Genomic DNA, 25,615 nt, shown 5'->3' on the forward strand with positions numbered 1-25,615 from the left:
GATAAGCCCACTTTGCCGATCAGGAAGCCGTCCGCCATCGGCCAACCGGAGCCATCGACCTATGCCATTCGGCAGATAGCCCCTGCCCCGTTTACAAGGTTTAATGACGCCCTCGCCCGCACGGGCGCGCCACTCGTAAGCGCCGGAGCCGTAGCATGCAGAACCCGCCCCATGACCCCGGCAGTGCCCTGGCCATTCGGACCCAGTATCGACAATCGCAAGGTCGCGCGGCGCGCCTGCGGCTGTTGGTGGATACCGGGCAGGAGCTGACCCAGCTGACCCCTGCTGCCATGCGCGAGCGCGTGCTGGCCCGAGCCTGCGCCTTCCTGGCGATGGACCATGGGATCCTGCTGGAACGGGACGCCGACGCACAGGTCAGGACCACCGCCAGCCAGGGCAGCCATGAACGCCTGAGCAGCCTGGACTGCCGCGTGGACACCTCGATGCACGCGCCGTGCTGGCATGAACAGCCGGGAGCGCTCCTGTCCAATGTGCTGCGGGTGCCGTTGCGCGGCGGTGATGGCGATACCTTCGGCACCTTGGTGTTGGCCAACAGCGTCGGCATCAACGCGCCGGACAACGAGGACATCGAGTCCCTGCAACTGCTCGCCACCCTGCTGGCCGCGCACCTGGAAAACGACCGCCTGCTGACCGCGCTGATCGCGCGGGATCGCACCCTGTCGGACCTGGTCAATCGGTTGTTCAGGGCACAGGAAGATGAACGCAAACGCATGGCCTATGACCTGCACGACGGCCTGGCCCAGACCCTCGCCGGACTGCATCAGCGCCTGCAGGGTTTTGCCGGCCGCTGCCCGCCACTGCCCGATGCGCTGGACGCGGACTTGCAGGCCATCCTGACCCTGGCCCAGCATTGCGTGGGTGAAGGCCGGCAATTGATCGGCGGCCTGCGCCCGACCGTACTCGACGATTTCGGCTTGCTGACGGCGCTCGACAAGGAAGCCGATCGCCTGCGGGAGGCCGGGATCGTCGTGCACTGGACGGAGCGTTGCGAAACCCGCTTGCCCCACTCGGTGGAGATCGCCTTGTTCCGGATTGCCCAGGAAGGGATCAACAACATTCTCAAGCATGCCCAGGCCAGCCAGGTCCGGCTTGCACTGGCGCTGCACGAAGGCCAGGCCTCGTTGCGGGTGGACGATAACGGCAAAGGTTTTGCCATGGAGCAACCGCTCGACACCGGCGGCAGCCGGCACCTGGGCCTGGCGGCGATGCAGGAACGCGCCAGCCTGCTGGGCGGACGGCTCACTTGCGCCAGCCGCGCAGGATGCGGAACGCAACTGCATGTCAGCGTACCTTTCGACCTGGAGCAAGCCACCCAATGACTCAAGCCCTGCGCCTGGTGCTGGCCGACGACCACGAGGTCACCCGCACCGGCTTCGTTTCATTGCTGGCCGGCCATCCGCAGTTCGACGTGGTCGGCCAGGCCTGCAATGGTCAGGAAGCCGTGGAGCTGTGTGAACAGTTGCTGCCCGACCTTGTCATCCTCGACATTCGCATGCCGGTGCTTAACGGCTTGGGCGCGGCACGGCTGCTTCAGCAGCGCCTGCCCGCCTTGAAAGTGGTGATCTTCACCATGGACGACAGCCCGGATCACCTGGAGGCGGCGATGAATGCCGGCGCCGTGGGCTATCTGCTCAAGGACGCCAGCCGCGCTGAAGTGATCGACGCCCTGCAGCGCGTCGCCGCAGGCGAGGAAGCCCTCAATAACGCCGTCAGTACCCGCTTGCTACGGCGCATGACCGAACGCAATGCCAACGGTGCAACAACATCCTGCACAAACCTGACCGCCCGCGAATGCCAGGTGCTCGGGCTGGTGGCCAACGGCATGAGTAACCGTGAAATCGGCGAGACACTGGGCATTACCACCGGCACGGCCAAGGCCCATGTCGAACGGGTCATCGGCAAACTCGGTGCGGCCGACCGAACCCAGGCCGCGGTCCGGGGCATTGCACTGGGGCTGGTGACGCAACCATGAAAGTGTTCTACGCCAGACGCTGGGCCGACCTGCCGCTACGGGGCAAGGCCCTGGTGGTGATTTCCCTGCCCCTGGTGATCCTGTTGCTGTCGCTGGTGTTGATCTACATCACCGAACGCCAGACCGCACACGCTGAAGAAGACGTACGCCGGGTATTGCGGGTGCAAGGCGATATCCAGACCGTACACACCTTGCTCGCCGAGGCCGCCGCCAGCGTGCGCGGCTATCTGTTGACCCACCGGGAGGATTTCCTGCCGGGCTATCTGAAGGCCAAGCCGCTGATCGAATCGGCCCTGCGCCGGCTGGACGGCAACGTGCGCGATGAACGGGTGCGCGAGCAACTGAAAGCCATTACGCCGCTGATCAACAGCAAAATCGGTGGCCTGGAGGAAATGCTCGCTGACCGTGAGGCGAGTCCCGAGTCGATCACGAGCATCCTGATCAACAACAAATACATCCTCGACGAACTGCGCGAGCACATCGGCAGCATCCTGACCCTTGAGGACACGCTGCTGGCCGAACGCACCGCCGCCGCTGCCGCGACCCGCCAGCGCCTGCTGCTCTCGACCTTGCTGGCCGCCCTCTGCGGGCTGTTCGGCGCCGTCGTTGCGGTGCTGCTCCTGTCCAAAGGCATCGTCGCCCGGGTACAGCACGTACAGGGCAACGCCCAACGCCTGGCCCTCGGCCAGCCGTTACTGCCGCAACCGCCGGAGAACGATGAGATCGGCCAACTGGGCAGCCGCCTGGTGGAGGCCGGGCTGCTGCTGGCCGAACGCGAGCGGGCGCTGCGCGACAATGAAGAGCGTTTGCGGCTGATCATCGACGGCGTGAAGGACTATGGGATCTTCGCCCTCGATACCCGGGGCTTCGTCACCAGCTGGAACGCCGGCGCCGAGCGGATCAAGGGCTACACGGAACAGGAAATCATCGGCCAACACTTCTCGGTGTTCTACCTGGCGCAGGAGTGCCCGCAGCATCCCGAACTGGCACTGCGCGAGGCCACTCGCGACGGTCACTACATGGAGGAGGCCTGGCGCAGGCGCAAGGATGGCAGCCGCTTCTGGGCCAGCGTGGTGATCACCGCGCAATACGACAACAGCGGTGCCTTGCGCGGTTTTTCCAAGATCACCCGGGACATTACCGATCGCCGCGCGGCCGAGATTGAGCTGAGCACCGCTCGCGAGGAAGCGGAGCGTGCCAGCCGGGCGAAAAGCGAGTTCCTATCGCGCATGAGCCACGAACTGCGCACACCGCTCAATTCGATCCTGGGCTTTGCACAACTGCTGGAAATGGACTCGACCCAAGGGCAAAAGGCGCAGATCGGACATATTCTGCGGGCCGGCAAACACCTGCTGACCCTGATCAACGAAGTGCTGGACATCGCCAGGATCGAATCCGGGAACCTGCCGCTGAACATCGAGTCCGTGCCCTTGGCGATCGCCCTGCAGGAAGCCCTGACACTGGTCTCGCCGATGGCCGCCGACGCCGGCATCCACCTGCTGCCATTGCCGACGCTGACCGTCGACAGCGGGATCGTCGCGGATCGACAACGCCTGACCCAGGTGCTGCTGAACCTGCTGTCCAACGCCATCAAGTACAACCGGCCCCAGGGTCAAGTCAGCATCGACGTCAAGCTGGAGCAACAGCGCATCGCCGTGTCGGTCAGCGATACCGGCAAGGGCATTGCCGCCGATCGCCTCGATCAACTGTTCAAGCCGTTCGAACGCCTGGAAATCGACCCGAACGTGGAAGGCAGCGGCCTTGGCCTGGCGCTGAGCAAGAATCTGCTGGAAATGATGCAAGGCAGCCTGACCGTGCAAAGCCAGGCTGGCGTCGGCTCCAGATTCACCCTGGAGCTGCCTTTTGTACGCTTGCAGCAAAGCGTCGCGCCGACCGCCCCGCCCGTTGACAACCGCCCGGGAATCCCCGCCCTCGCCGGCCCGGACTTCCGTGGCCAGGTCTTGTACATCGAGGACAATCTCTCCAGCCTGGCGCTGATCGAAACACTGTTGCAACGCCGACCCGGGATCAAACTGCTGTCCAGCATGCAAGGGCAACTGGGACTCGACCTCGCGGCGCAACACGCGCCACAACTGATTCTGCTGGATGTTTCCTTGCCGGATATCGACGGATTGAACGTCCTGCAGCGCTTGCGCCAGTCATCGATCACCCGAACCACCCCGGTGCTGATGATCACCGCCGACGCCAGCGAGCTCACTCGCCAGGCCCTGTGCGAAGCGGGCGCCACGGCGGTGCTGAGCAAACCGATTCACATTCCCTCATTCCTTGCCCACCTCGACCAGCACCTTCCGGAGCGCGCGTGAACACCGACCTACGCATTCTGATCATCGATGACCAACGCCCCAATCTCGATCTGATGGAGCAACTGCTGGTGCGCGAGGGGCTGACCAACGTGCTGAGCAGCACCCAACCGCTGCGCACCCTGGACCTGTTCAACAGCTTCGAGCCGGACCTGGTGATTCTCGACCTGCACATGCCCGAGTTCGACGGGTTCGCCATCCTTGAACAGCTCAATCGCCGCATCCCGAGCGGCGAATACCTGCCGATCCTCGTGCTCACCGCCGATGCCACCCGCGACACCCGCCTGCGGGCACTGTCGCTGGGGGCCAAGGACTTCATCAGCAAGCCACTGGATGCAGTGGAAACCATGCTGCGGGTGTGGAACCTTTTGGAAACCCGCGCGCTCTACAAGACCCTGCGCACGCTGGTGCCGGCGCATCAGATAGATCTGCTGCGCCAGTCACCCACCCTGGAACCCTTGCTCTGAGATTGTGTTGATTTCACTGATCGAGACGAAAATTTGCTCAAGCATTGTGCCGCTGATTCGAGTCACCTCAAGTGTGCTGGATGCCCGTTCGCTGTTTAGCTGAATCGAATCGACCGCGATGCCAGTGCTGCTCTGGATATTGGCAATCATTTTTTCGATTTCCAGCGTCGACTGCTGAGTACGGTGGGCCAGTGTTCGCACCTCATCGGCAACCACTGCAAAACCACGACCGGCCTCACCGGCACGCACGGCTTCAATGGCCGCATTAAGTGCAAGCAGATTGGTCTGTTCAGAAACCGACCGGAGCACCTGTTCGCGGCTGGCAGGCGTTGCTGCAGGATCAACTGGATTTGGTGCTCGGCAGGATTCCGCCCGGCGCACGGGCTGAGGAGTTGGTCTTCGACAGCCTGGGTGAAGAAGCCCTGTGTGTCATCGCCGGGGCGCAGAACCCCTTGGCCCAGGACACGCAATTGACCTGGGGCGAACTGCGGAACATGACCTGGGTGCTGCAACAACAGCCCAGTCCGATGCGCACCATCATCAACCAGGTCTTTCATAATGCGCGGATCGATGTCCCGAGCAGCATCGTCGAAACCACGTCGATCATGACCCTGCTGTCGCTGGTCCAGCAGACCGACATGCTCGGCGTGACGCCGCTCTCGGTCGTCAACGACTATCCCGGTCGCCATCTGCTCGCGGCACTGCCGATCAATTTCGAACCGCGTCTGCCACCCTTCGGGCTGATCACCCGGCACCATCGGATCATGTCATCGGCGATGCAAGCCTTCATCAACACCGTGAAGACAGAACATCAGTTGCAAGTCGGCGCCAGGTAATAGGCCTGGGCCAGACTGTCGCCGGCGCCCTCACCGAGGATGAACAAGCCGCCAACGACCAGTTCCCCCCTTGCTGCTCGCGCTCGAAAACGCCAGTGCTGGTACTTGACCTCTAGTGATCAGTCAATCAAGCCATGAGCGTCATAGAACGGATACGGCCCTGGGTATTCACCAAATACGGCGTTATGGGTCACCAACGCCTGCTCATGCCAGTGATGCAGCAGATACCCCGGCGGTTCCAGATTGAAATGCGCCGGGGCGGTTGGCTGCAGATCCAGCACGATCTGATGTGAGGTACCGGGGCACACACAAATCAGGCTGGCGCCGAAACGCCGCTGCATCGGCCGATGCAAGTGCCCGCACAACAAGCGCTCCACCTGCGGGTGACGGCCGATAAGCCGTTCCAGTGCCGCCGCGTTGATGAACGGCTCGCGGTCCATATGACCGATGCCGCTGGTAAAGGGCGGATGATGCAGAATCAAGAGCGTCGGGGCATCGGGACGACAGGCCAGTTGTTCATCGAGCCAGCGCAACTGACTGTCCAGCAACTGGCCGCCATGAGCACCGGGGATGGTGGTGTCCAGGCCGATCAGGCGCAGCGGATGCTCCTCGACCACCCAATCCAGCGGTTCACCGGCCGATCTCGGCAAGTAGGTGTGATCGGCAAATGCCGCCAACAGATGTTCTCGATGGTCGTGGTTACCGGGCACCAGGTAGCAAGACATGTGCAGGCGTGCCAGTTCGGGGTGCAGCACGGCATACTCATCAGGACGACCGAAGTCGACCAGGTCGCCACTGACCAGCACGATGTCAGGGCGCGGCTGAAGTGCATTCAGATGATCGACCGCACGCCGCAATGCACCCAGGGTATCGACGACGCCATAACTCAGTCGTTGAGCGGCTTTGAGATGCAGATCGCTGATCTGCGCAATGAGAAATGAACGATTCAAAATAAGCTCTCTGGAAATCAGGACATCAGGATTGCAGGGTGAACAGCACCTGTGGCTCGACGGCCAAGGCAATCGGCGCGCCTGCGGCATGGATGACGCCATCGGTGCTGTCCACCAACAATGGCTGGGCGGCGCCGACATCCACCAGGAGGCGGCTTTGGGCTCCCTGGAAAAACTGACCGACAAGACGTCCGCGTAGATGCCCCTGGCACGCCATCACCCGTAGATGTTCAGGGCGGCAATACACGGTGGCGGGCAGACTGGCGCCGTTCCATGGCAGTTCGCCGCCGTTGACTTTCAAACCCTCGGTCGTGCGCTCGATCACCGAAAAGGCATTGAGGTTGCCGACAAAACTGGCGACGAAAGCATTGGCCGGCTGCTGATAGATTTCCCGCGGGCTGGCCAATTGCGCGACGCGGCCCTGCTCCATCACCAGAATGCGATTCCCCAGCGCCATGGCTTCTCCCTGGTCGTGGGTGACGAACACGGCGGTAATTCCCAGGCTGCGCAACAGCTGATCCAACTCGCCGCGCAAGCGCTCGCGCAACTGCGCATCCAGCGCCGCCAAGGGCTCGTCGAGCAGCAACACCCGAGGCCGGGGGGCCAGGGCCCGGGCCAGGGCGACTCGTTGGCGTTGACCGCCGGACAACTCGTGAATGCTGCGTTTGCCGTGGTCATGCAGGCCGACCAGCTCCAGCAGCTCCGCACAACGCTTGTTGCGCTCGGCGGGCGACAGGCCGCGAATCTTCAAGCCGTAAACGATGTTGCCGGCCACATCCAGGTTCGGAAACAAGGCGTAGTTCTGGAACACCATGCCCACATTGCGGCGCTCGATGGGCAGGTGCGTGACCTCGTTGTCGCCAAAAAATATCTGCCCCACATCCGGACGTTCCAGACCGGCGATCAGGCGTAGGGTCGTGGTTTTACCGCAGCCGGACGGGCCGAGAACCGCCAGGGTCTCCCCCGCCGCTATGGTCAGGTCCAGGTCATGCACGGCGACTGTGCCGTCAGCGAACGCCTTGCGGCACCCCTGTAGGCGAATGGTGGTCCCGGTCATCGATGTTCTCCACGGGAAAGACGGGCGCTGATGGCCTGCAACGCAATCAGCAGCGGTACGATCATCATCAGGAAAATGAGGGTGTAGGCGCTGGCGACTTCCAGCCTGGCCGAGGCATAGCTGTCGGCGAGTCCCACCGGCAAGGTCTTGGTCATCGGGGTGTGGAGCATCCAGGTCAGGTTGAACTCACCCAACGACAGGGTGACGACCATCAACACGCCGGCGAGGATCCCCGCTCGGCAGTTGGGTAGCACCACACTGAAGAAACGCCGGATCGGCCCGGCGCCAAGGCTGGCCGCCGCCTCTTCCAGGACCGGCAGATGCTGGCGTTGCATCACCGCCATCACCGGGCGCACCAGAAACGGCAGGGTGAACAGCACATGGCCGACCAGAATGAACACCCAGCTGCCGCGAAACTCGCCAAACTGGCCATAGGTCAACAACAATGCCAGGGCGCTGGCCAGACCGGGCATGGCGACCGGTAGCACCATCAGCTCCTCGAAGGCGCGGCTGAAGCGATTGTTCATCCGTACCAACGCATAAGCCGCCGGCACGCCCAGCACACAGACACATAGCGCACAGGCTAGCGCCAGTTGCAGGGAGAGCCAGACGGTCGGAGAGTAGGCCTGCCAGACTTGCCCCAGCCAATCGAGCGTCAGGCCGCTGGACAGCCCCTGGAAATAATTACGGGTCAACCCGGCCAATAGCGACATCAGCACGGGCACCAGCATGAAGGCGCAAACCAGCAGGGTAAAAGCCAGTTGCCCGATAAACAACGCCGAGCGCTTCACAGGACTGCCCCCGATTCCTTGACCAGCCGACGGACCAGCAACAGCACAGCCCAGGTCACCGCGCCCAGCACCACCGACAGGGCAGCGGCCAGCGCGAAATTGGCGTAGTTGGTGAACACGTTATAAATCGCTACCGGGGTCACGTTCAGCCGTGTGCCCAGGGTGAAGGCCGTGCCAAAGGCGCCCATGGACGTCGCAAAGCAGATCGCCCCGCAAGAAACCAGCGCAGGCGCCAAACCGGGAACGATGACATCACAGACCACTCGCCAATGACCCGCCCCCAGTGAATGGGCAGCTTCTTCCAGGCTGCGATCCAGGCTTTCACACGCCGCCATCACCGTGAGAATCACCCGCGGAATCGAGAAGTACAGGTAGCCGATGAACAATCCCACCAGCGAGTAGGCAAAAATCCAGCGCTCACCCGCCAGCTCAAGGCCAAGGGTGGCGAACAATCCTTGGCGGCCGGCCAGCAGGATCACCAGGAAGCCGACCACCACGCCGGGAAACGCCAGTGGGAAGGTCAACAAGGCGACCAACGCCGAACGGCCGAAGAAGCGCTGGCGAGCAAGAAACACCCCGCTGAAGCCGCCCACCAACAGCGCCGCTAGGGTCACCACCAGCGCAAGCATGCAGGTCTGCGCCAGGCTGCCCAGGTATTGCGCGCTGGTCAGCACCTGCCAATAGCCACTGTCGCTGCCATCGCGACCTTGCCCACCCAGCACGATCAGGTGCGCCAGTGGCAATAACCAGAACGCCGACAGCACGGTTGCTGCCGGCGCCAGCGCCCAGGCAGCGGTCGGTCGCAAGCGTGGCACGAGGGTCCGACCCGAACGGCCTTCCTGAGCGTTTACCTGCGAAGCCATCACTTACTTGACCTCGCTCAGATAACGCGCGGAGAAGGCTTCCTGCACCGCCGCCATGTGTTCGTAATTGACCACGCCGGCCCGGGCGTAGTCGCTGTCCGGCAGGAACTGCGCGGCGACGTCCGCAGGCATCTTTATGGCCCGAACCGGCCGCAGGTACGCCTTGGCCCACAGGGCCTGGCCTTGATCGGACAGGACGAAATCCAACACTTTCTCGGCGTTGGCCCGATGCGGGGCCTTACCGACCATGCTCATCACATAGGGCACGCTGATGCTGCCCTCCCTGGGAATCACGAACGCGACGTTGGCATGGTCCTTGTACCGCGCCCGATAGGCGTTGAAGTCGTAATCGACCAGAATCGGCAATTCACCGGACAACACCCGGGCGTAGGCGGTCTGCTTGGGCACGATGGGCGCGTTTTTCGCCAGTTTCTGGAAGTAATCGATGGCTGGCGCGAAGTTATCCAGGTTGCCACCCATGGCCTGGTTGATGGCCACCGCCGTAACGTAACCGACAAAGGCGCTGGATGGATCGAGGTAGCCCACCATGCCTTTATATTCCGGCTTGAGCAGGTCGCTCCAGCTTTGTGGCGCGGGCAAGCCGCCCAGCGCATCGACGTTGACCATGATGCCCAAGGTGCCGGAATGAATCGCAAACCAGTGACCTTCCGGGTCTTTCAGGCCGGCGGGAATCTGTTCCCAGTCCTTGGGTTTATAGGTACCGACCACGCCGGCCTTTTGCGCCTGCAAGCCGAAGGTGACGCCGTAATACACCACGTCAGCCACCGGTGCGGCTTGTTCGGCGACCAACTGCGCCAGTGACTGACCGGAGTTCTTGTTGTCCTGCGGGACCTGCACGCCGGTCGTATCGGCAATCGCCTTGAGTTGCGTGCCCCAGTCCGCCCACTCCGGCGGGCAGTTGTAGCAAATGGCCGTTTCCACGGCTTGCGCCAGGTTGACCACGCCGCATAGCAGCAACGCTGTCAGGGTTTTACTGATGCGGATCATCACATGTCTCCTCGTAGGGTCGAGTACTTTCGCCTGGCCGGATATGGCAAGGCAGGCAATGGGAAGCCGGTGCGGCACCGGCGATCTGCGCCAGCAATTGATCGATCACGGTATTAGCCAGCGTCGCGATGGGTTGAACGACGCTGCACAGCGTCGGGTGTATCTGGGTGCCGAGGGCGATGCCGTCGAAGCCAATGACCGAGAGCTGCCGGGGTACGCTCCAGCCGTTGCGGCGCAGTTGCGCAATCAGGCTGATCGCCAGCAAATCGTTGGAACAGACCAGCGCACTGAGTGCCTGCGGGCCGTGCAGTAACGGCTCGAGAGCGGCGAAGTCGGCCTGGGTGTGGGCGGGCATTTCGATCACCGGCAGGCTGTCGAGGCCCGCCTCACGCATCGCCTCGCAATAACCGGCGTAACGCAGGCGAGCGCGGTCGGACTGCAAGGCGGGACCTGCGACCATGCCGATCCGCCGATGCCCTGCGTCCAGCAGATAACGGGTGGCAAGCGCCATGCCCGCGCGGTTATCCACGGACACGGTGCTGTAGTCGGGATTACCGGGCTGGTGATAGGCCAGGACAAAAGGCGTGTCTTCGCCGGCAAGGCTTTGCAGCACCCGGCTCCGATCAGCATCGGTCACCGTCAGGACCAGGCCATCGACGCGCTGACGCAACAGTTCCTCGACCACCGCGCTTTCGCGCTCGCTGCTGTAGTCGGTGGTTGCCAGCAACAGGTTGTAACCACGCAGGCGTGCAGCGCGTTCCATCGACTGGAATTGCTCGGCGAACACCGGGTTGAGCAGATTGGGAACCACGACACCAATCAGGTTGGTGGTTTGCAGGCGCAGTTGGCGGCCGAGACGATTGGGCCGAAAACCCAGTTGCCGCGCCGCGGCGAACACTTGTTCCCGAGTGGTCGGACGCACCACATCAGGGGAGGCAAAGACTCGCGCCGCGGTCGCCCGCGAAACCCCTGCCAGTCGTGCAACCTCTTTCAAATCAGTCATTTTTGCTCGCTTGAGATCGATCTCATTGGAGAGATGCTACTCAGGGAACATGGCGTTCCCGCGATCAAAAAATGACGATTCGATGTCAGCCCGCCTCAACTGTAGGAGCAGCCGGTCGACGCTCGATTGCTCGCAATGGACTCAAGAACGCCGCGTTTACCTGATAAACACGCGCCATCGTTAACGACCATCGCGAGCAAGCTCGCTCCTACAGACCGGTATGGGGCAACGTTGAAGTCCGCGGGGTTGCATGCGCGGTGCTGATCCTCACGACTGCGCATCCATCTCCTCCCAGACCGCTTCGGCCAGATGGAAGGTGGCATTGGCCGCTGGAATGCCGCAATAGATCGCGCTCTGCATCAACACTTCCTTGATCTCGTCGCGGGTCACGCCGTTGTTTTTCGCGGCGCGCAGGTGCAGGCGCAACTCACCCTCGCGGTTCATGCCGATCAACATGGCGATGGTGATCAGGCTGCGGGTGTGGCGTGGCAAGCCGGGACGAGTCCAGATGTCACCCCAGGCATGCCGGGTGATCATCTCCTGGAACTCGCCATTGAACGGGGTCAGATTTTCGAGACTGCGGTCCACGTGGGCATCGCCGAGCACTTCGCGGCGCACTTTCATGCCCGCTTCGTAACGTTGTTGTTCGTCCATTTCCGGATCCTTTTCTAAGGTTTCAAGGCGTGATGTTCGGCCACCGCACGCTGCACCCAGCGCTGCGACTGTCCCAGGTAATGGGCCGGGTCCAGCAGGCGGTCCAGCTCCTCGGCGGACAGTTGAGCGGTCACTTGCGCTTCGGCACCGAGCACCTGGCGCAGGTGCGCGCCCTGCTCCACCGCACGGCGGCAGCATTGTTCGACCAGATGGTGCGCCGCATCACGGCCGATACGCTGGGACAAGGCGATGTTCACGGCTTCCGCCAGCACCAGCCCCTTGGTCAACTCCAGGTTGTGCAGCATGCGGCCCGCGTCGACTTGCAACCCAGGGATCACCTGCAACGCCTGCTGCAGCGCGCCGGAGACCAGGCAGCACAGCTCCGGCAGGGTTTCCCATTCGGCATGCCACAGGCCGAGGCTGCGCTCATGTTCTTGCGGCATTGCGCTGAACATCGTCGACACCAGCCCCGGCGCCCGGGTCGCCGCACCGATCATGACCGCCGCGCCGACCGGATTGCGCTTGTGCGGCATGGTCGAGGAACCGCCTTTACCGGGTGCGGCGGGCTCGAACACCTCACCGGCCTCGGTCTGCATCAGCAAGCTGAGATCGCGGCCCACCTTGCCCAGGCTGCCGGCGATCATGCCCAGCAGGCCGGCGAACTCCACCAGACGATCACGCTGGGTGTGCCACGGCTGGTCGGGCAGGTTCAGGTTCAATTCAGCGGCCAGGGCTTCGGCCACCGCAAAAGCCGGCTCGCCCAAGGCGGCCAGGCTGCCGGACGCCCCGCCGAATTGCAGGCACAGCAAACGCGGCCTGATTTCAGCCAGGCGCCGGCGATGACGGGTGACAGCGCCCAGCCAACCGGCGATTTTCATGCCCAGGGTGACGGGAGTCGCCTGTTGCAGCCAGGTGCGCCCGGCCAGCGGCGTGCTCGCATGGCCCGTGGCCTGATCGGCCAGCGCATCGGCCAGTCGCGCCAGATCGCGCTCCAGCAGGTCGACGGCCGAACGCAGTTGCAGCACCAGGCCGCTGTCCATCACGTCCTGGCTGGTGGCGCCCAGGTGCACGTAACGCTCGGCGGTCGGGTTGGCCACGGCAATCTGCTTGCCCAACGCCTTGACCAGCGGGATCGCCGAATTACCGGCATTGCCGATGGCGACGGCCAATTCGTCGACATCGAACAGCTCTGCGCGACAGGCCGCTGCGATATCGCCGACCACCTCCCCGGGAATCAGCCCGGTGCTGGCTTCGGCACGCGCCAGGGCGGCCTCGAAATCGAGCATGCCCTGCAAACGGCCCTGATCGGAAAAAATCGCCCGCATCGCCGGCTGCGTGAAATAGGCATCGAAAAGTTGATTCGTCGGTCTGTTCAAACCACAGCTCCAGGATTCGAAAAAATCAGTGAGGGACTCTCAGGTGGCGTCCGCATGGCTGACCAGCCCCTTGATCACCACCGCGAAGGTCGCCAGCGTCGCCGGAACCACCAGAGCCGTCAGCACCTGCTCGAAGTTCCAGCCCAGTCCCAACAGCGTCGCTCCGGCCCAGGCCCCAAGGATCGCGCCGAAACGGCCAATGCCGAGCATCCACGACACACCGGTGGCGCGGCCCTGGGTGGGGTAAAAGCGCGCGGCCAGCGATGGCATCGCCGATTGCGCGCCGTTGATGCACATGCCCGCCAACAGCACCAGGGTGGCCAGTACGCCGACATGGCCGAGGCTCTGCCCCACCAGCCAGGCGAATACGCCCGCCAACAGGTAGGCGCTGCCGATGACCTTGTGCGGATTGAATCTGTCCATCGCCCAGCCCACCCCCACCGCGCTGAGCACGCCGCCGAACTGAAACAGCGCGCCGATGAAGGCCGATTGCTCCAGGCTTGCACCGCTGTCACGCATCAGGGTCGGCAACCAGCTGGTCAGCAGGTAAACGATCACCAGGCCCATGAAGTAGGTCAGCCACAGCAACAAGGTACCGGCGCTATAGCTGCCGGAGAAAATCACCTTCAACACGTTGCGGCTCTGTACCACCTTCTGTTCCGGCACGCTGAAGCCCGTGGCCGCCGCGACCTCCAGCGGCGCAATCGGTGCCAGCAACTGGCGAATCCGCTCCACGCCCCGATGGCGTACCACCAGAAAGCGCGCCGACTCCGGCAGCCAGAACAACAGCACCACGGCCAGCGCCAGGGGCAGGATCCCGCCGAGCATCAGCAGGCTGTGCCAGCCCAGCACGGGAATCATCTTCGCCGAGACGAACCCGCCGCAGGCCATGCCCAGGTTGAAGCCGCAGAACATGCTGGTCACCAACAGCGACTTGAGCCGCTCCGGGGTGTATTCGGACAACAGCGTGGTAGCGTTGGGCATCGCCGCCCCCAGCCCCAGTCCGGTCAGCAAACGCAAGGCCAGCAGTTGGTCGATGTTGCTGCTGTAGGCCGACAGCAGACTGAACACGCCGAACAGGAACACCGCCACCACCAGCACCACCTTGCGCCCGAATCGGTCGGCCAGGGGGCCGGATCCCAGCGCCCCGAAGACCATGCCGATCAGCGCGGCGCTCATCACCGGCCCCAGGCTCGCGCGATCGATGCCCCAGTCCTGGCTCAAGGCCGGGGCGATGAAGCCCATGGCCGCCGTGTCCAGGCCGTCGAGAAACACGATCAGAAAACACAGCAGCACCACCCGCCATTGATAGCCTGACAGGGGCTTGGCGTTGATCAACGCCTGAACATCCAGCGTGCCGACCACGGGCACGGGGGCTAATAACGACATGGGAATTTCCTTCTTATTTTTATAGGGTCGCTTGCCTTGGCAAACGCCATGAACCGCACGCACGCCAGACCGTCAGAAGTCGAAGAACACCGTTTCCGCTTCGCCTTGAACCCGAATGTCAAAACGATAGGCCAGCTTGCCGTCCACCGTGCACCGCTTGGCAATCAGGGTCTCGCGGCGCTGCGGCTGCTCGATCAGGTTGAGTACCGGGTCGAGCGCATTGGCCTCGGCCTCGTCGTCGAAGTACAGGCGGGTCTGCAAGTGAATGTTGATGCCCCGGGCAAACAGCGACACATTGATGTGCGCCGCCATGGGCACTCCGGCGGCGTTATTCAGCGTGCCGGGCTTGATGGTTTTCAGCGTCCACTCGCCGACATCCGTGGTCGCGGTACGGCCAAAGCTGTTGAAGGGCTTGTCCAGATCGTAGTCGCTGTCGTAGACGCCTTCGTGGTTGGCCTGCCAGAACTCCAGGAACGAATCGCGAATCAGGTGGCCATTGCCGTCGTAGACATGGCCCATCAGCAGGATATGTTCGCCCGGCGCACCGGGCTTGGCCATCTCGTTCCAGATTTCCTGCTCGCGGGGCGGGTTGCCCGCCGCCTCCAGCGCCAGGCCGATATGCACGTAGGGACCGGCGGTCTGCGAAGGGGTTTCAGGCAGAAGTTGAACGGGCATGCGCGTGCCTCCTCAGCGGTTTTCGAAGTGGGTCTTGCGCTGGCCGCGCAGGACGATATCAAAGCGATAAGCCAGGCAATCCATGGGATTGGCCATGCTCATGTCGAGCCTGGCGATCAGGCTCTGCACCGCTTCCGGATCGGCGATCGACTTGACGATCGGGCACATCGGGATGAGCGGGTCACCTTCGAAATACAGCTGGGTGATCAATCGCGTGGCAATCGACGGGCCGCTGATGGAGAAATGGATATGCGCCGGACGCCAGTCGTTGGGACCGTTGCGCCACGGGTACGGACCGGGTTTGACGGTGCGGAAACTGTAGTTGCCATCGCGGTCGGTCAAGGCACGGCCGACACCGCCGAAATTCGGGTCGATGGGCGCCAGGTAGCTGTCTTTCTTGTGCCGATAACGGCCACCGGCGTTGGCTTGCCACATCTCCACCAGCGTATGGGGGATCGGCTTGCCGTACTGGTCGCAGACCCGACCGGCAACGATGATCCGCTCGCCGATGGGCAGGCCGCCGCGATTGAAGTTCAACAGCAGATCGTTATCGTGCTGGCCCATCTTCAGGTGGGAGAAGTCCGGGCCGCTGGTTTCCGACAAGGACTGGGGAATGCTCACCAGGGCCTGGCGCGGGGAACGCAGGATCGAGGTCTTGTAGTCGGGCGTCAGGGCTTTGGGGTGCCAATTACGGTCACGAATGACGAAGCGGCTGTTGTCCGCATCAGACATGTCGGTCTCCTTGTTGTTAGAGGTAAAGGCTGCGTGGAGGGCAGCCCGTGGCCCCAGTCTCCCCTGATAGCGCCTCCTCCAAAACTGAAAAAACCGACCCTATCCATATCCAGATGGTTATGGATAACGGCCTTCGCGATAGTCCTGCCCCACCTCGCGCAGCACCTCCACACACCATTGCGCCGCCAGTGGCATCGGCAGCGCCGGATTGCTGCACAGTCCCACCGAACCACCCGGTTCGCGAATGCCCAACTCCAGCTCCACCAGCTCACCTCGACTCAGGTCCTGCCTGACCGCGTCGAAAGGCGCGACCCAGATCGCCTGGCTGCATTGCACGTAACGCCGGCTCAGGGTCAAGGACAGGGTCTCCAGGCGCTGGCGCGGGGGGCTGATGCCGTGCTGCACGAACAGGCTGTCGGCGAATTGGCGAATCGTCGTCCCCGCCAGCGGCAGCACCAGCGGGTAGTTCTCGAGGTTCTTATGGGCCTGCGGATCGGTCAACAAAGGATGGCCGCTGCGCACCACCAGGGTCATGGACTCACTGTACAGGTGCTCGAAGGCCAGCCCGAGGATCTGCGGACTGTCGGTCATGCGCCCGACCACCAGATCCAGCTCCCCCACCCGCAGCCGGGACAGCAGGTACGCGCTCGGCCCGGTCACCACGCTGACCACCAGCGCGGGATGCCGGGCGTGCAACCGGCAGACGACTTCGGGCACCAGCAGGCTTTCCACGGTCGACAGGACCCCGAGCCTCGCGGTGATCGGCTCGTGCTCGCCGGAGCGCAGGCTGTTGACCCCTTCACGCAGCGCCTGGACGCTGGGACCGGCGTAACGCAGAAAGGCCACCCCGGCCTCGGTCAGCGCCGCACCGCTTTTACTGCGCACGAAGAGGATGGCGGCCAGCAGGGTTTCCAGCTCCTTGAGGGTCTTGGACAGCGCCGGCTGGCTGATCGCCAGTTTGTCCGCGGCACGCGCCAGGCTGCCCTGACGCGCCACTTCGAGAAAACACACCAGGTGGCGGAATTTGATTCGGGTATCGATATTCACCGCGGTTCACTGCCTTCGAGGTCTGGCATCCGCTAACGCTGGATACGGAATTGTTTCGGCGACTGCCCCGTGCCGCGCTTGAAAAAGCGCGAGAAGTAGGCCGGTTCGGAAAAGCCCAGGCGGTCGGACACCTGGTTGATGGTCATGGCGGTGTAGACCAGGTCGCGCTTGGCTTCCAGCAGCAGTCGCTGGTTGATCATCTGCAGCGCCGATTGCCCGCAGAGTCGCCGGCACAGGGCATTGAGGTGAGCGGTACTGATCCCCAACGTCGCCGCATAGTGCTCAATGGGCAGGTGCTCCCGAAAGTGTCGTTCCAAAGTCCGGGTGAACACCTGCAAATGCTCGCGACCTCGTTCGAGCGGCAGCGCGTCCGGCGACGCCCGCTCCAGGCTACGGCGACTGAGCCAGATGGTCAGCACCGTGATCAAGGATTGCAGCATCGGATCACGGCCGGGTCGGTGCTGGCTGTATTCCTGGGTGATGGCGGAAAACAGCGTGTCCAGATACTGCTGCGCGGAACCGATCGGGTAACAGGCCGCCGTGCTCAACACCGGACTGTTGAGCGAGGCGCCGAGCTGTTCGGCCAAGGGCTGCGCGAGGCTGAGCACGTGGCCTTGAATGTCCTCGGAGAACTTGAAGGTGTGCACGCTCAGCGCAGGCACGACTTGCAGCGAGGCGCAATCGATGGGGTGGATTTCGTCTTCGACTTTCAGCGTCGCCTGCCCCGCCTGCACATAGAGAAGCTGCACCAGGTCGCTGTGCCGATGGGGTTTTATTTCCCAGCCGTGCAGTTGGCTGCGCTCGGGGATCGACTCGCAATGAATCAGGTCGGGGGTCGGCCAGGCACCGGTCTCGCCGTAGAGCTTGAACACCGGAACAGGCACCGCGAATGATTTCGACATCTCCCTCCCCCTTGCGACGACCCACGAAAAGTCCATGGAATGCGTCGGATATTGCCTTCATATCCGCCTTTTAGCCACTAAAAATACAGGAGACAAAAACAACAGTGCCCGGCAAGGCCTCATGCCTTCAGCGGCACCCGACAGGAATATCCTCCATGAAAACCCAAGTCGCCATCATCGGCGCCGGCCCCTCCGGCCTTCTGCTCGGTCAACTGCTACACCGCGCAGGCATCGACAACGTTATCGTCGAACGCAAGGATCCCGAATACATCCTCTCCCGAATTCGTGCGGGTGTGCTGGAACAAGGCATGGTCGATCTGTTGCGCGAAGCGGGGGTCAACGAGCGCATGGACGCCCACGGCCTGGTGCACGACGGCTTCGAACTGGCCTTCGACGGACGCTGCGAACGCATCGACCTCAAGGCCCTGACCGGCGGCAGGACGGTCATGGTCTACGGCCAGACCGAAGTCACCCGTGACTTGATGGAGGCCCGTGCCGCCGCGGGTGCAGTGACGCTTTATGACGCCGAGAACGTGCAGCCCCACGGCATGCAGAGCGACAGTCCTTACCTGACCTTCGAGCGCAACGGCGAGACCGTCCGCCTGGACTGCGACTACATTGCCGGCTGCGACGGCTTCCACGGCGTCTCTCGACAATCGATACCGCAAGAGACGCTGAAGATTTTCGAACGGGTCTATCCCTTTGGCTGGCTGGGCATCCTGGCCGAGACCCCACCCGTCAGCCACGAACTGATCTACTCCAACCATGAGCGTGGCTTTGCCTTGTGCAGCATGCGTTCGCCGACGCGCACCCGTTATTACGTGCAAGTGGGTGCCGAGGAACAGGTCGAGGACTGGTCGGACGAACGTTTCTGGGAAGAACTCAAGCGCCGTCTGCCGGCCACTGTCGCCGAGCAGCTGGTCACCGGCCCCTCGATTGAAAAGAGCATCGCGCCCTTGCGCAGCTTCGTCGTCGAGCCCATGCAATATGGCCGCCTGTTCCTGCTCGGCGACGCGGCCCATATCGTCCCGCCCACCGGCGCCAAGGGCCTGAACCTGGCGGCGAGCGATGTCAGCACGCTGTATCGCATCCTGCTCAAGGTGTATGGCGAAGGTCGCACCGACCTGCTGGAGAAGTACTCGTCAATCTGCCTGCGGCGGGTCTGGAAAGCCGAACGTTTCTCCTGGTGGATGACCTCGATCCTCCACCGCTTTCCCGAGACCGACGCCTTCAGCCAGCGTCTGCAGAAGACCGAACTCGATTACTTCACGGGCTCGGCGGCCGGACGCAAGACGATTGCGGAGAATTACGTCGGCTTGCCCTATGAAGCCATCGAGTGATGAGATTCGACCAGGCTCATGAGAGCCTGTCACGCCGGGCCTCGACTCGCTGCAGCGTCATGCTCGGCGTCTCATCGAACAACTTGCGGTATTCGCAGGAAAAACGCCCCAGATGACTGAAGCCCCAGCCCATCGCGATCACCGAGATATTGCGCGCCGAGCGGTCCTCGAGGATTTCCTGGCGTACGCCCATCAAGCGATATTTCTTCAAGTAGGCCATGGGCGACATTTCGAAGTATCGCTTGAAGTCTTCGAACAACTTGAAACGCGACACCCCGGCGGCGGCCTCGATATCGTCAAGGCTCAGCGCATCACGGGCATGGGAATGAATGAAGTCCTTGGCACGGACCAGGTAGTGCGGCAGCTTCACACCGAGACGCTCGCGTAACTCAGCGGAATAGTTGTGCGGCTGGGACAGGATCAGTCCCTTGAGCAAGGCGCTCTCCAGGTCACGATTGAAGAGCAGCTGGCCGTAAAGTTCGCTGCGCTCCATCTCTTCGATGAAGTGCTTGACCGTGCGCCACCAGGAGGCAACAGACCCGCTCACTGCATCCATTTCGGGCTCGAAACACAGGGGCGCGCCCAATGGATGCTGCAACAGGTCTTCCAGGGTCTTGCGCATTGCACTGCGGGTGATGACGACCTGCAGCTTGCGACAATCGCCGGTGATGCTCAATTGCTGGCTCTGGTTGGGCGAAACGATAACGCCATGGTCACGATCGGAACGTAACAGCACACCGCCCCTGCTCAGTTCCTGCTCGCCACTCAACGGCAGGCTCAGGCTGTAGCTGTTGAAGCTGTCGAGGTCCGTGACACCCACCGTGACATCGGTGCCGTACTCGATGATGCCCAGGGTGGTCGACATCGATTTGAGCACGTTGCCGCTGTGGTGGAACTGAATGCTGTGGGGTTTGCTCGCATGGAGCAGATGGGGACCGCAGATCGTGGACATCCATGAGTGCGCGCCGGCCAGATCGAAGTGATCGGCATGGATGTCTCGAAAATGATAGTTGGGCTTGCTACTCATCGGCGCTACTCAACAAGGCTATTTTCGATACGCGCTCTGTCGGCGCGCTGGCTTGTCCGGACGCAAGCTCTGTGCCATCACCGAGTCAAGGCAAGCACTCGATGATGTTCCGGATAGTCTTCGACCATCTTACACAACGCGCTGCCTGCGGAGGCTGCCCGGTGAACCGGCGGCTTTGTTTCGTGCATTTACTGTGCGATTACCGGCCACAAGAATGACTCGGACAGTTGAACGCCGCGCACCGTACACGCACACAAAATTTCCGGATGACCTTCGCCAACTATGTGGATAGACCGAAAGCGCCAGGCCCTCCTCTAATGCAGGTACCGATTCGCCCGATGAAACAGGTACCGACTCATGCATTATTCGAAAAGCGTCGCCCAATGGCAGGCCTTCATCCAGGGTTGCCTGGACTTCCGTCCGGTCGAGGGCATCTACCGTATCGCCCGTGACATGTTCACCGAACCCGAATTGTTCGATCTCGAGATGGAACTGATCTTCGAGAAGAACTGGATCTACGCCTGTCACGAAAGCGAGATCGCCCATCGGCACGACTTCATGACGATGCGTGCCGGTCGCCAGCCATTGATCATCACCCGCGACGGCGAAGGCCGGCTCAACGCCCTGATCAACGCCTGCCAACACCGCGGCACGACCCTCACCCGCGTGGGCAAGGGCAACCAGTCGACCTTCACCTGCCCCTTCCACGCCTGGTGCTACAAAAGCGATGGTCGCCTGGTCAAGGTCAAGGCGCCGGGTGAATACCCCGAGGGCTTCGACAAGGCAACCCGGGGCCTGAAAAAAGCCCGTATCGAAAGCTACAAGGGCTTTGTCTTCGTCAGCCTCGATGTCGAGGCCAGCGACAGCCTGGAAGACTACCTGGGCGACGCCAAGGTGTTCTTCGACATGATGGTGGCGCAATCGGCCACCGGCGAGCTGGAAGTGCTGCCCGGCAAGTCTTCCTATACCTATGACGGCAACTGGAAGCTGCAGAACGAAAACGGCCTGGACGGTTATCACGTCAGTACCGTGCACTACAACTACGTCGCCACGGTGCAGCATCGCCAGCAGGTCAACGCCGAGAAAGGCAGCGCCAGCGGCGATACCCTGGACTACAGCAAGCTGGGCGCCGGCGATGCCGAGACCGACGACGGCTGGTTCTCCTTCCACAACGGTCACAGTGTGCTGTTCAGCGATATGCCGAACCCGGCGGTACGCCCGGGTTACGCCAGCATCATGCCGCGCCTGGTCGAGGAATATGGCCAGGACAAGGCCGAGTGGATGATGCATCGCCTGCGCAACCTGAACGTCTACCCCAGCATGTTTTTCCTCGACCAGATCAGTTCGCAGTTGCGGATCATCCGTCCGCTGGCCTGGAACAAGACCGAGATCCACAGCTTCTGCCTGGGGGTCAAGGGCGAATCCGACAGCGATCGCGAAAACCGTATCCGCCAGTTCGAAGACTTCTTCAATGTCTCCGGCCTCGGTACCCCCGATGACCTGGTGGAATTCCGTGAAGCCCAGCGTGGCTTCCAGGCCCGCCTGGAGCGCTGGAGCGACATCTCGCGTGGCCATGACAAATGGGTCAGCGGCCCAACCCGCAACAGTGAAACCCTGGGCATCCAACCGGCCCTGACCGGCACCGAATTCACCCACGAAGGGCTCTACGTCAACCAGCACGGCAACTGGCAGCGCTTCCTGCTCGAAGGGCTGGCGCGCAAGGCCGCCGAAGAGCAACCCCTGAAACTGCGCGAGGTGTAACCATGAATTCGCAACTGCAATACCGTGTTGAACAATTTTGCTACCGCAAGGCCGAACTGTGCGATGCCCAGGACTGGGACGCCTACCTCGACCTGTTCAGCGAGGACAGCGAGTTCCACCTGCCGCAATGGGATTCGGAGCACGTCTACACCACTGACCCGAAGAAGGGCATGTCGTTGATCTACTACGCCAACCGGGGCGGCCTGGAAGACCGGGTATTCCGCTTGCGCACCGGCAAGGCCGCCTCGACCATCCCGATGCCGCGCACCCTGCACATGGTCAACAATATCCGCATCGCAGCGCTGGAGAACGACGAACTGGAGGTCAAGCTCAACTGGCAGACGCTGTATTACCGCATGGCCACCTCCGAGCAATTCTACGGTTACGCCACCTACCGCCTGCGGCCTGACGGCGAGAGTTGGAAGATTGCCCGCAAGCATGTGGTCCTGCTCAACGACACGATCAATTCGGTGCTCGACTTCTACCATTTGTAAGCCACGGAGTACGTTGCCATGAACCACAAGGTGGCTTTCAACTTTGCCGATGGCAAGACCGCGTTCTTCGAGGTCAAGCCCAACGAACTATTGCTCGACGCCGCCCTGCGCAACGGCGTGAACATTCCCCTGGATTGTCGCGAAGGCGTCTGCGGTACTTGCCAGGGACGCTGCGAGACAGGCCGGTACACGCAAGACTATGTCGACGACGAGGTGTTCAGCGAAAACGACCTGGCGCAAGGCAAGATGCTGTCGTGCCAGACGCGCGTGCAGTCCGCGGCGTCCTTCTACTTCGACTTCGATTCAAGCCTGTGCAATGCCGGCGCCACTCAGCGTATGCACGCCGTCATCACCCGGGTTGAACAGGTTTCCAGCACCACCGCCATCCTGCATGTCGACGCCAGCTCCAGCGAGCGGCTGTTGGACTTCCTGCCCGGTCAATACGCGCGCCTGAAAGTACCCGGCACCGATGCCTGGCGCTCCTACTCGTTCGCCAACCGGCCCAACCCGGGCAATCAGCTGCAGTTCCTTATCCGACTGCTGCCGGATGGCGTGATGAGCAACTTTGTCCGCGAGCGTTGTGAGGTCGGGCAAGCGCTGGAGTTCGAGGCCCCCCTGGGCAGTTTCTATCTCAGGCAGGTCAACAAGCCACTGGTGATGGTAGCCGGCGGCACGGGTCTATCAGCGTTTCTCGGCATGCTCGACGAGATGGCCGACCGGGGCGGATGTGACCAACCGGTCCAGTTGTTCTATGGCGTCACCCAGGACACGGACCTGTGTGAATTGAATCGCCTGGCGGATTATCGAACGCGCATCGAAGGTTTCGAGTATCACCTGGTGGTCAGCCAGCCGTCGCCGGCCTGGCAAGGCAAGACCGGCTGGATTCCCCAACACTTCGACCGCCAGGCGATGAACGCCAACCCGTTCGACATCTACCTGTGCGGCCCTCCGCCCATGGTCGAAGCCGTCAAGACCTGGTTCACCGAACAGCGTATCGACGGCTTCCATATGTATTACGAGAAGTTCATCGACAGCAACTCAGGGGCCTGAGGCAAAAAAGCAGATAGCGGGCCCTGGTGTTGGCTGACACCAGGGCCTCCAAGGCATTGGCCAGCGGGCCGACAGAGGCGGATCGGGATATAGCCCGATGCAAGCTTGTTATTCTACTTAATTAGTACAAATAGATTTTATAGTGCGTTTAAATCTATAGATTCTTCTTAAATAACCGCCCGAGTACCCGCCTTTGAAAAAGTCAGCCCTTCTGCCGCTTGGCCTCGCCCTGCTTGCTACCTGCTCGACCGCATTCGCCGGCTCCACGCTGGATCGAGTGACCCGGAAAGGTGAGCTCACCGGCGTCTTGATGGAGAACTATCCGCCCTTCTCCTTTCTTAACGCGCAAAACCAACTGGACGGTTTCGACGTCGATGTCGCCAAGGCCGTGGCCCAGCGCCTTGGGGTAAAACTCAAGCTGGAAACCCCGTCCTGGGACGTGATTGCCGCCGGCCGCTGGAGTGGGCGCTATGACATCTGCGTCTGCTCGATGACCCCCAGCAAGGCGCGCGCCGAAGTGTTCGACTTCCCGGTGGAGTATTACCAGTCGCCGGCGGTCATCGTGGTGAACGCCCAGAACAAGGACATCGCCTCGGGCAAGGACCTGTCGGGCAAGAAAGTCGGCGTGATCAGCGCCTCCACCTACGAGTCCTACTTGAACAAGGATCTGGTGATCGAGGGTGCCGAGGACAAACCCCTGAAGTACCCATTCGATCAGGTCCAGGTGGCGCCCTATGACAATGAAACGGTGGCCTTCCAGGACCTCGCCCTGGGGAACGGCGTACGCCTCGATGCCATGGTCACCAACCTCGTCACCGCCCGTGAACGCATTGCCCAGGACCCTCGCTTCAAGATCGTCGGCGAGACGTTGTATGCCGAACCCAACGTCGTGGCCATCGAAAAAGGCGATGGCGAATGGAACGCCAAGGTCACTCAGGTGGTTGCCCAGCTCAAGGCCGACGGCACGCTCGGCAAGATTTCGCAGAAGTGGATCGGTGCCGATATCAGCCAATGAACACCTTCGAACCCAACCCGCTGCAGGTGGCCTCGGCAGCCGACACCCAGCCGCGTCGCTGGCGCCCTCTGCTCAGTTTCCGGGCCCGACTTTATCTGACCTGGGCGATCATGCTCGGGCTGTGCCTGCTGTTTTTCATGAACTTCGACCTGAAGTTCTCGATCATTCTGGACAAGTGGCCGAACCTGGTCGGCCTGCGCCTGGGGCCGAACGGTTTTCTGCAGGGCGCCGCACTGACGCTGTTCCTGTGCTTCTGCTCGATCTGGCTGTCACTGCTTCTGGGTTTCGTCACGGCACTGGCGCGCCTGTCATCCAGCGCGGTGGCATTCGGCGTGGCCAGTTTCTACGCCTCGTTCTTTCGCGGCACACCGCTGCTGATCCAGATATTGCTGATCTATCTGGGGCTGCCGCAACTGGGTGTGGTCCCCGGGGCCATCAGCGCCGGCATCCTGGCGCTCTCCCTGAACTATGGGGCCTACCTCAGCGAGATCTTTCGTGCCGGCATCATGGCTGTGGCGCCCGGTCAGCGTGAAGCGGCAGCCGCCCTGGGCCTGCGACCCGCGGCGATCTTTGTGCGCATCGTCCTGCCGCAAGCGATGCGCACGATCATTCCGCCGACCACCAGCCAGTTCATTTCGATGCTCAAGGACTCTTCATTGGTTTCGGTCATGGGCGTCTGGGAAGTGATGTTCCTGGCGCAGTCGTATGGCCGGTCGTCTTATCGCTATATCGAAATGCTCACCACTGCGGCCGTCATCTACTGGCTGCTCTCCATCGGCCTGGAGTTGATCCAGGTGCGCCTTGAGCGGCACTACGGCAGAGGCTTCAAGAACCAACGCTGAGCCCACCCCTTCAACGACTTCA

Annotated in this window: 24 protein-coding genes and 2 pseudogenes; 11 read left to right on the forward strand and 15 right to left on the reverse strand. The window is 62.2% G+C overall.

Annotated features, from left to right (window positions below; translation table 11 throughout):
- The first annotated feature begins 155 nt into the window (after nt 1-155).
- The 4 genes from UCMB321_RS16765 to UCMB321_RS16780 are packed head-to-tail and all read left to right on the forward strand — an operon-like array spanning nt 156 to nt 4,781.
- The gene (locus UCMB321_RS16765) at nt 156-1,340 is read left to right on the forward strand and encodes a sensor histidine kinase (RefSeq protein WP_040068837.1); all 1,185 of its coding nucleotides are present in this window, start codon (nt 156-158) and stop codon (nt 1,338-1,340) included.
- Nucleotides 1,337-1,993, forward strand: a complete 657-nt coding sequence (locus UCMB321_RS16770; protein WP_040068839.1) for a response regulator — start codon at nt 1,337-1,339, stop codon at nt 1,991-1,993. Before UCMB321_RS16765 ends, UCMB321_RS16770 begins: the two co-directional genes overlap by 4 nt.
- Nucleotides 1,990-4,317 carry an ATP-binding protein gene (locus tag UCMB321_RS16775; protein WP_040068841.1) on the forward strand — a complete coding sequence of 776 codons (2,328 nt, stop codon included), beginning with the start codon at nt 1,990-1,992 and terminating at the stop codon, nt 4,315-4,317. The genes UCMB321_RS16770 and UCMB321_RS16775 overlap by 4 nt, the downstream gene beginning before the upstream one ends.
- Nucleotides 4,314-4,781 (forward strand): response regulator, encoded by a 468-nt coding sequence (locus UCMB321_RS16780; RefSeq protein ID WP_040068843.1) that lies wholly within the window; start codon nt 4,314-4,316, stop codon nt 4,779-4,781. The genes UCMB321_RS16775 and UCMB321_RS16780 overlap by 4 nt, the downstream gene beginning before the upstream one ends.
- Before the next feature lie 6 nt (nt 4,782-4,787).
- On the opposite strand, the pseudogene UCMB321_RS30180 reads toward UCMB321_RS16780, so the two are convergent.
- Nucleotides 4,788-5,081 (reverse strand): annotated as a pseudogene (locus tag UCMB321_RS30180) (methyl-accepting chemotaxis protein); the annotation flags it as partial.
- 23 nt (nt 5,082-5,104) lie between these two features.
- Here UCMB321_RS30180 and UCMB321_RS16785 point away from each other — a divergent pair.
- A pseudogene (locus UCMB321_RS16785) lies at nt 5,105-5,617 on the forward strand (LysR substrate-binding domain-containing protein); the annotation flags it as partial.
- A gap of 119 nt (nt 5,618-5,736) precedes the next feature.
- Here UCMB321_RS16785 and UCMB321_RS16790 read toward each other — a convergent pair.
- The 13 genes from UCMB321_RS16790 to UCMB321_RS16850 form a co-directional block, all read right to left on the reverse strand.
- Entirely contained in the window at nt 5,737-6,567 is an 831-nt protein-coding gene (locus UCMB321_RS16790) for a phosphodiesterase (RefSeq protein ID WP_040068845.1), read from the reverse strand.
- 25 nt (nt 6,568-6,592) lie between these two features.
- The gene (locus UCMB321_RS16795) at nt 6,593-7,624 is read right to left on the reverse strand and encodes an ABC transporter ATP-binding protein (RefSeq protein WP_040068848.1); all 1,032 of its coding nucleotides are present in this window, start codon (nt 7,622-7,624) and stop codon (nt 6,593-6,595) included.
- The gene (locus UCMB321_RS16800) at nt 7,621-8,415 is read right to left on the reverse strand and encodes an ABC transporter permease (RefSeq protein WP_040068850.1); all 795 of its coding nucleotides are present in this window, start codon (nt 8,413-8,415) and stop codon (nt 7,621-7,623) included. The genes UCMB321_RS16795 and UCMB321_RS16800 overlap by 4 nt, the downstream gene beginning before the upstream one ends.
- The gene (locus tag UCMB321_RS16805; protein WP_052451284.1) at nt 8,412-9,278 is read right to left on the reverse strand and encodes an ABC transporter permease; all 867 of its coding nucleotides are present in this window, start codon (nt 9,276-9,278) and stop codon (nt 8,412-8,414) included. The genes UCMB321_RS16800 and UCMB321_RS16805 overlap by 4 nt, the downstream gene beginning before the upstream one ends.
- A gap of 3 nt (nt 9,279-9,281) precedes the next feature.
- Nucleotides 9,282-10,286, reverse strand: coding sequence for an ABC transporter substrate-binding protein (locus UCMB321_RS16810; protein WP_040068853.1), 1,005 nt, complete (start codon nt 10,284-10,286; stop codon nt 9,282-9,284).
- Nucleotides 10,270-11,289, reverse strand: coding sequence for a LacI family DNA-binding transcriptional regulator (locus UCMB321_RS16815; protein ID WP_040068855.1), 1,020 nt, complete (start codon nt 11,287-11,289; stop codon nt 10,270-10,272). Before UCMB321_RS16815 ends, UCMB321_RS16810 begins: the two co-directional genes overlap by 17 nt.
- Nucleotides 11,290-11,556: 267 nt before the next feature.
- On the reverse strand, nt 11,557-11,943 hold the full coding sequence (pcaC, locus tag UCMB321_RS16820) for a 4-carboxymuconolactone decarboxylase (RefSeq protein ID WP_040068858.1): 387 nt from the start codon (nt 11,941-11,943) through the stop codon (nt 11,557-11,559).
- Nucleotides 11,944-11,957: 14 nt separating this feature from the next.
- A complete protein-coding gene (locus UCMB321_RS16825; protein ID WP_040068860.1) occupies nt 11,958-13,319 on the reverse strand; it encodes a 3-carboxy-cis,cis-muconate cycloisomerase in 1,362 nt (453 codons plus the stop codon).
- Nucleotides 13,320-13,358: 39 nt separating this feature from the next.
- Entirely contained in the window at nt 13,359-14,708 is a 1,350-nt protein-coding gene (pcaK, locus tag UCMB321_RS16830) for a 4-hydroxybenzoate transporter PcaK (RefSeq protein ID WP_040068862.1), read from the reverse strand.
- 72 nt (nt 14,709-14,780) lie between these two features.
- Nucleotides 14,781-15,383 carry a protocatechuate 3,4-dioxygenase subunit alpha gene (gene pcaG, locus UCMB321_RS16835; protein WP_040068865.1) on the reverse strand — a complete coding sequence of 201 codons (603 nt, stop codon included), beginning with the start codon at nt 15,381-15,383 and terminating at the stop codon, nt 14,781-14,783.
- A 12-nt stretch (nt 15,384-15,395) separates the two neighbouring features.
- Entirely contained in the window at nt 15,396-16,115 is a 720-nt protein-coding gene (pcaH, locus tag UCMB321_RS16840) for a protocatechuate 3,4-dioxygenase subunit beta (RefSeq protein ID WP_040068867.1), read from the reverse strand.
- A 117-nt stretch (nt 16,116-16,232) separates the two neighbouring features.
- Complete coding sequence (gene pcaQ, locus UCMB321_RS16845) at nt 16,233-17,162, reverse strand: pca operon transcription factor PcaQ (protein WP_040068870.1); 930 nt, start codon at nt 17,160-17,162, stop codon at nt 16,233-16,235.
- Nucleotides 17,163-17,194: 32 nt separating this feature from the next.
- Nucleotides 17,195-18,064 carry a helix-turn-helix domain-containing protein gene (locus tag UCMB321_RS16850; protein ID WP_040068872.1) on the reverse strand — a complete coding sequence of 290 codons (870 nt, stop codon included), beginning with the start codon at nt 18,062-18,064 and terminating at the stop codon, nt 17,195-17,197.
- Between the two features lie 155 nt (nt 18,065-18,219).
- On the opposite strand from UCMB321_RS16850, the gene pobA reads away from it, so the two are divergent.
- The gene (gene pobA / locus UCMB321_RS16855; RefSeq protein ID WP_040068874.1) at nt 18,220-19,404 is read left to right on the forward strand and encodes a 4-hydroxybenzoate 3-monooxygenase; all 1,185 of its coding nucleotides are present in this window, start codon (nt 18,220-18,222) and stop codon (nt 19,402-19,404) included.
- Between the two features lie 16 nt (nt 19,405-19,420).
- Here the strand turns inward: pobA and UCMB321_RS16860 are convergent, their stop codons facing one another.
- A complete protein-coding gene (locus UCMB321_RS16860; RefSeq protein WP_040068876.1) occupies nt 19,421-20,431 on the reverse strand; it encodes an AraC family transcriptional regulator in 1,011 nt (336 codons plus the stop codon).
- Between the two features lie 357 nt (nt 20,432-20,788).
- Between UCMB321_RS16860 and antA the strand changes: the two genes are divergently transcribed.
- The 5 genes from antA to UCMB321_RS16885 all read left to right on the forward strand — a co-directional run bounded on the left by antA (nt 20,789) and on the right by UCMB321_RS16885 (nt 25,593).
- Entirely contained in the window at nt 20,789-22,192 is a 1,404-nt protein-coding gene (gene antA, locus UCMB321_RS16865; RefSeq protein WP_040068878.1) for an anthranilate 1,2-dioxygenase large subunit, read from the forward strand.
- Nucleotides 22,193-22,194: 2 nt separating this feature from the next.
- Entirely contained in the window at nt 22,195-22,686 is a 492-nt protein-coding gene (gene antB / locus UCMB321_RS16870) for an anthranilate 1,2-dioxygenase small subunit (protein ID WP_040068880.1), read from the forward strand.
- 18 nt (nt 22,687-22,704) lie between these two features.
- Nucleotides 22,705-23,736 (forward strand): anthranilate 1,2-dioxygenase electron transfer component AntC, encoded by a 1,032-nt coding sequence (antC, locus tag UCMB321_RS16875; protein WP_040068882.1) that lies wholly within the window; start codon nt 22,705-22,707, stop codon nt 23,734-23,736.
- 193 nt (nt 23,737-23,929) lie between these two features.
- Nucleotides 23,930-24,751, forward strand: coding sequence for a transporter substrate-binding domain-containing protein (locus tag UCMB321_RS16880; protein ID WP_040068884.1), 822 nt, complete (start codon nt 23,930-23,932; stop codon nt 24,749-24,751).
- Nucleotides 24,748-25,593, forward strand: a complete 846-nt coding sequence (locus tag UCMB321_RS16885) for an amino acid ABC transporter permease (protein ID WP_040068887.1) — start codon at nt 24,748-24,750, stop codon at nt 25,591-25,593. Before UCMB321_RS16880 ends, UCMB321_RS16885 begins: the two co-directional genes overlap by 4 nt.
- Nucleotides 25,594-25,615 lie beyond the last annotated feature (22 nt).

Source organism: Pseudomonas batumici, assembly GCF_000820515.1.
GTDB classification, from domain to species: domain Bacteria; phylum Pseudomonadota; class Gammaproteobacteria; order Pseudomonadales; family Pseudomonadaceae; genus Aquipseudomonas; species Aquipseudomonas batumici.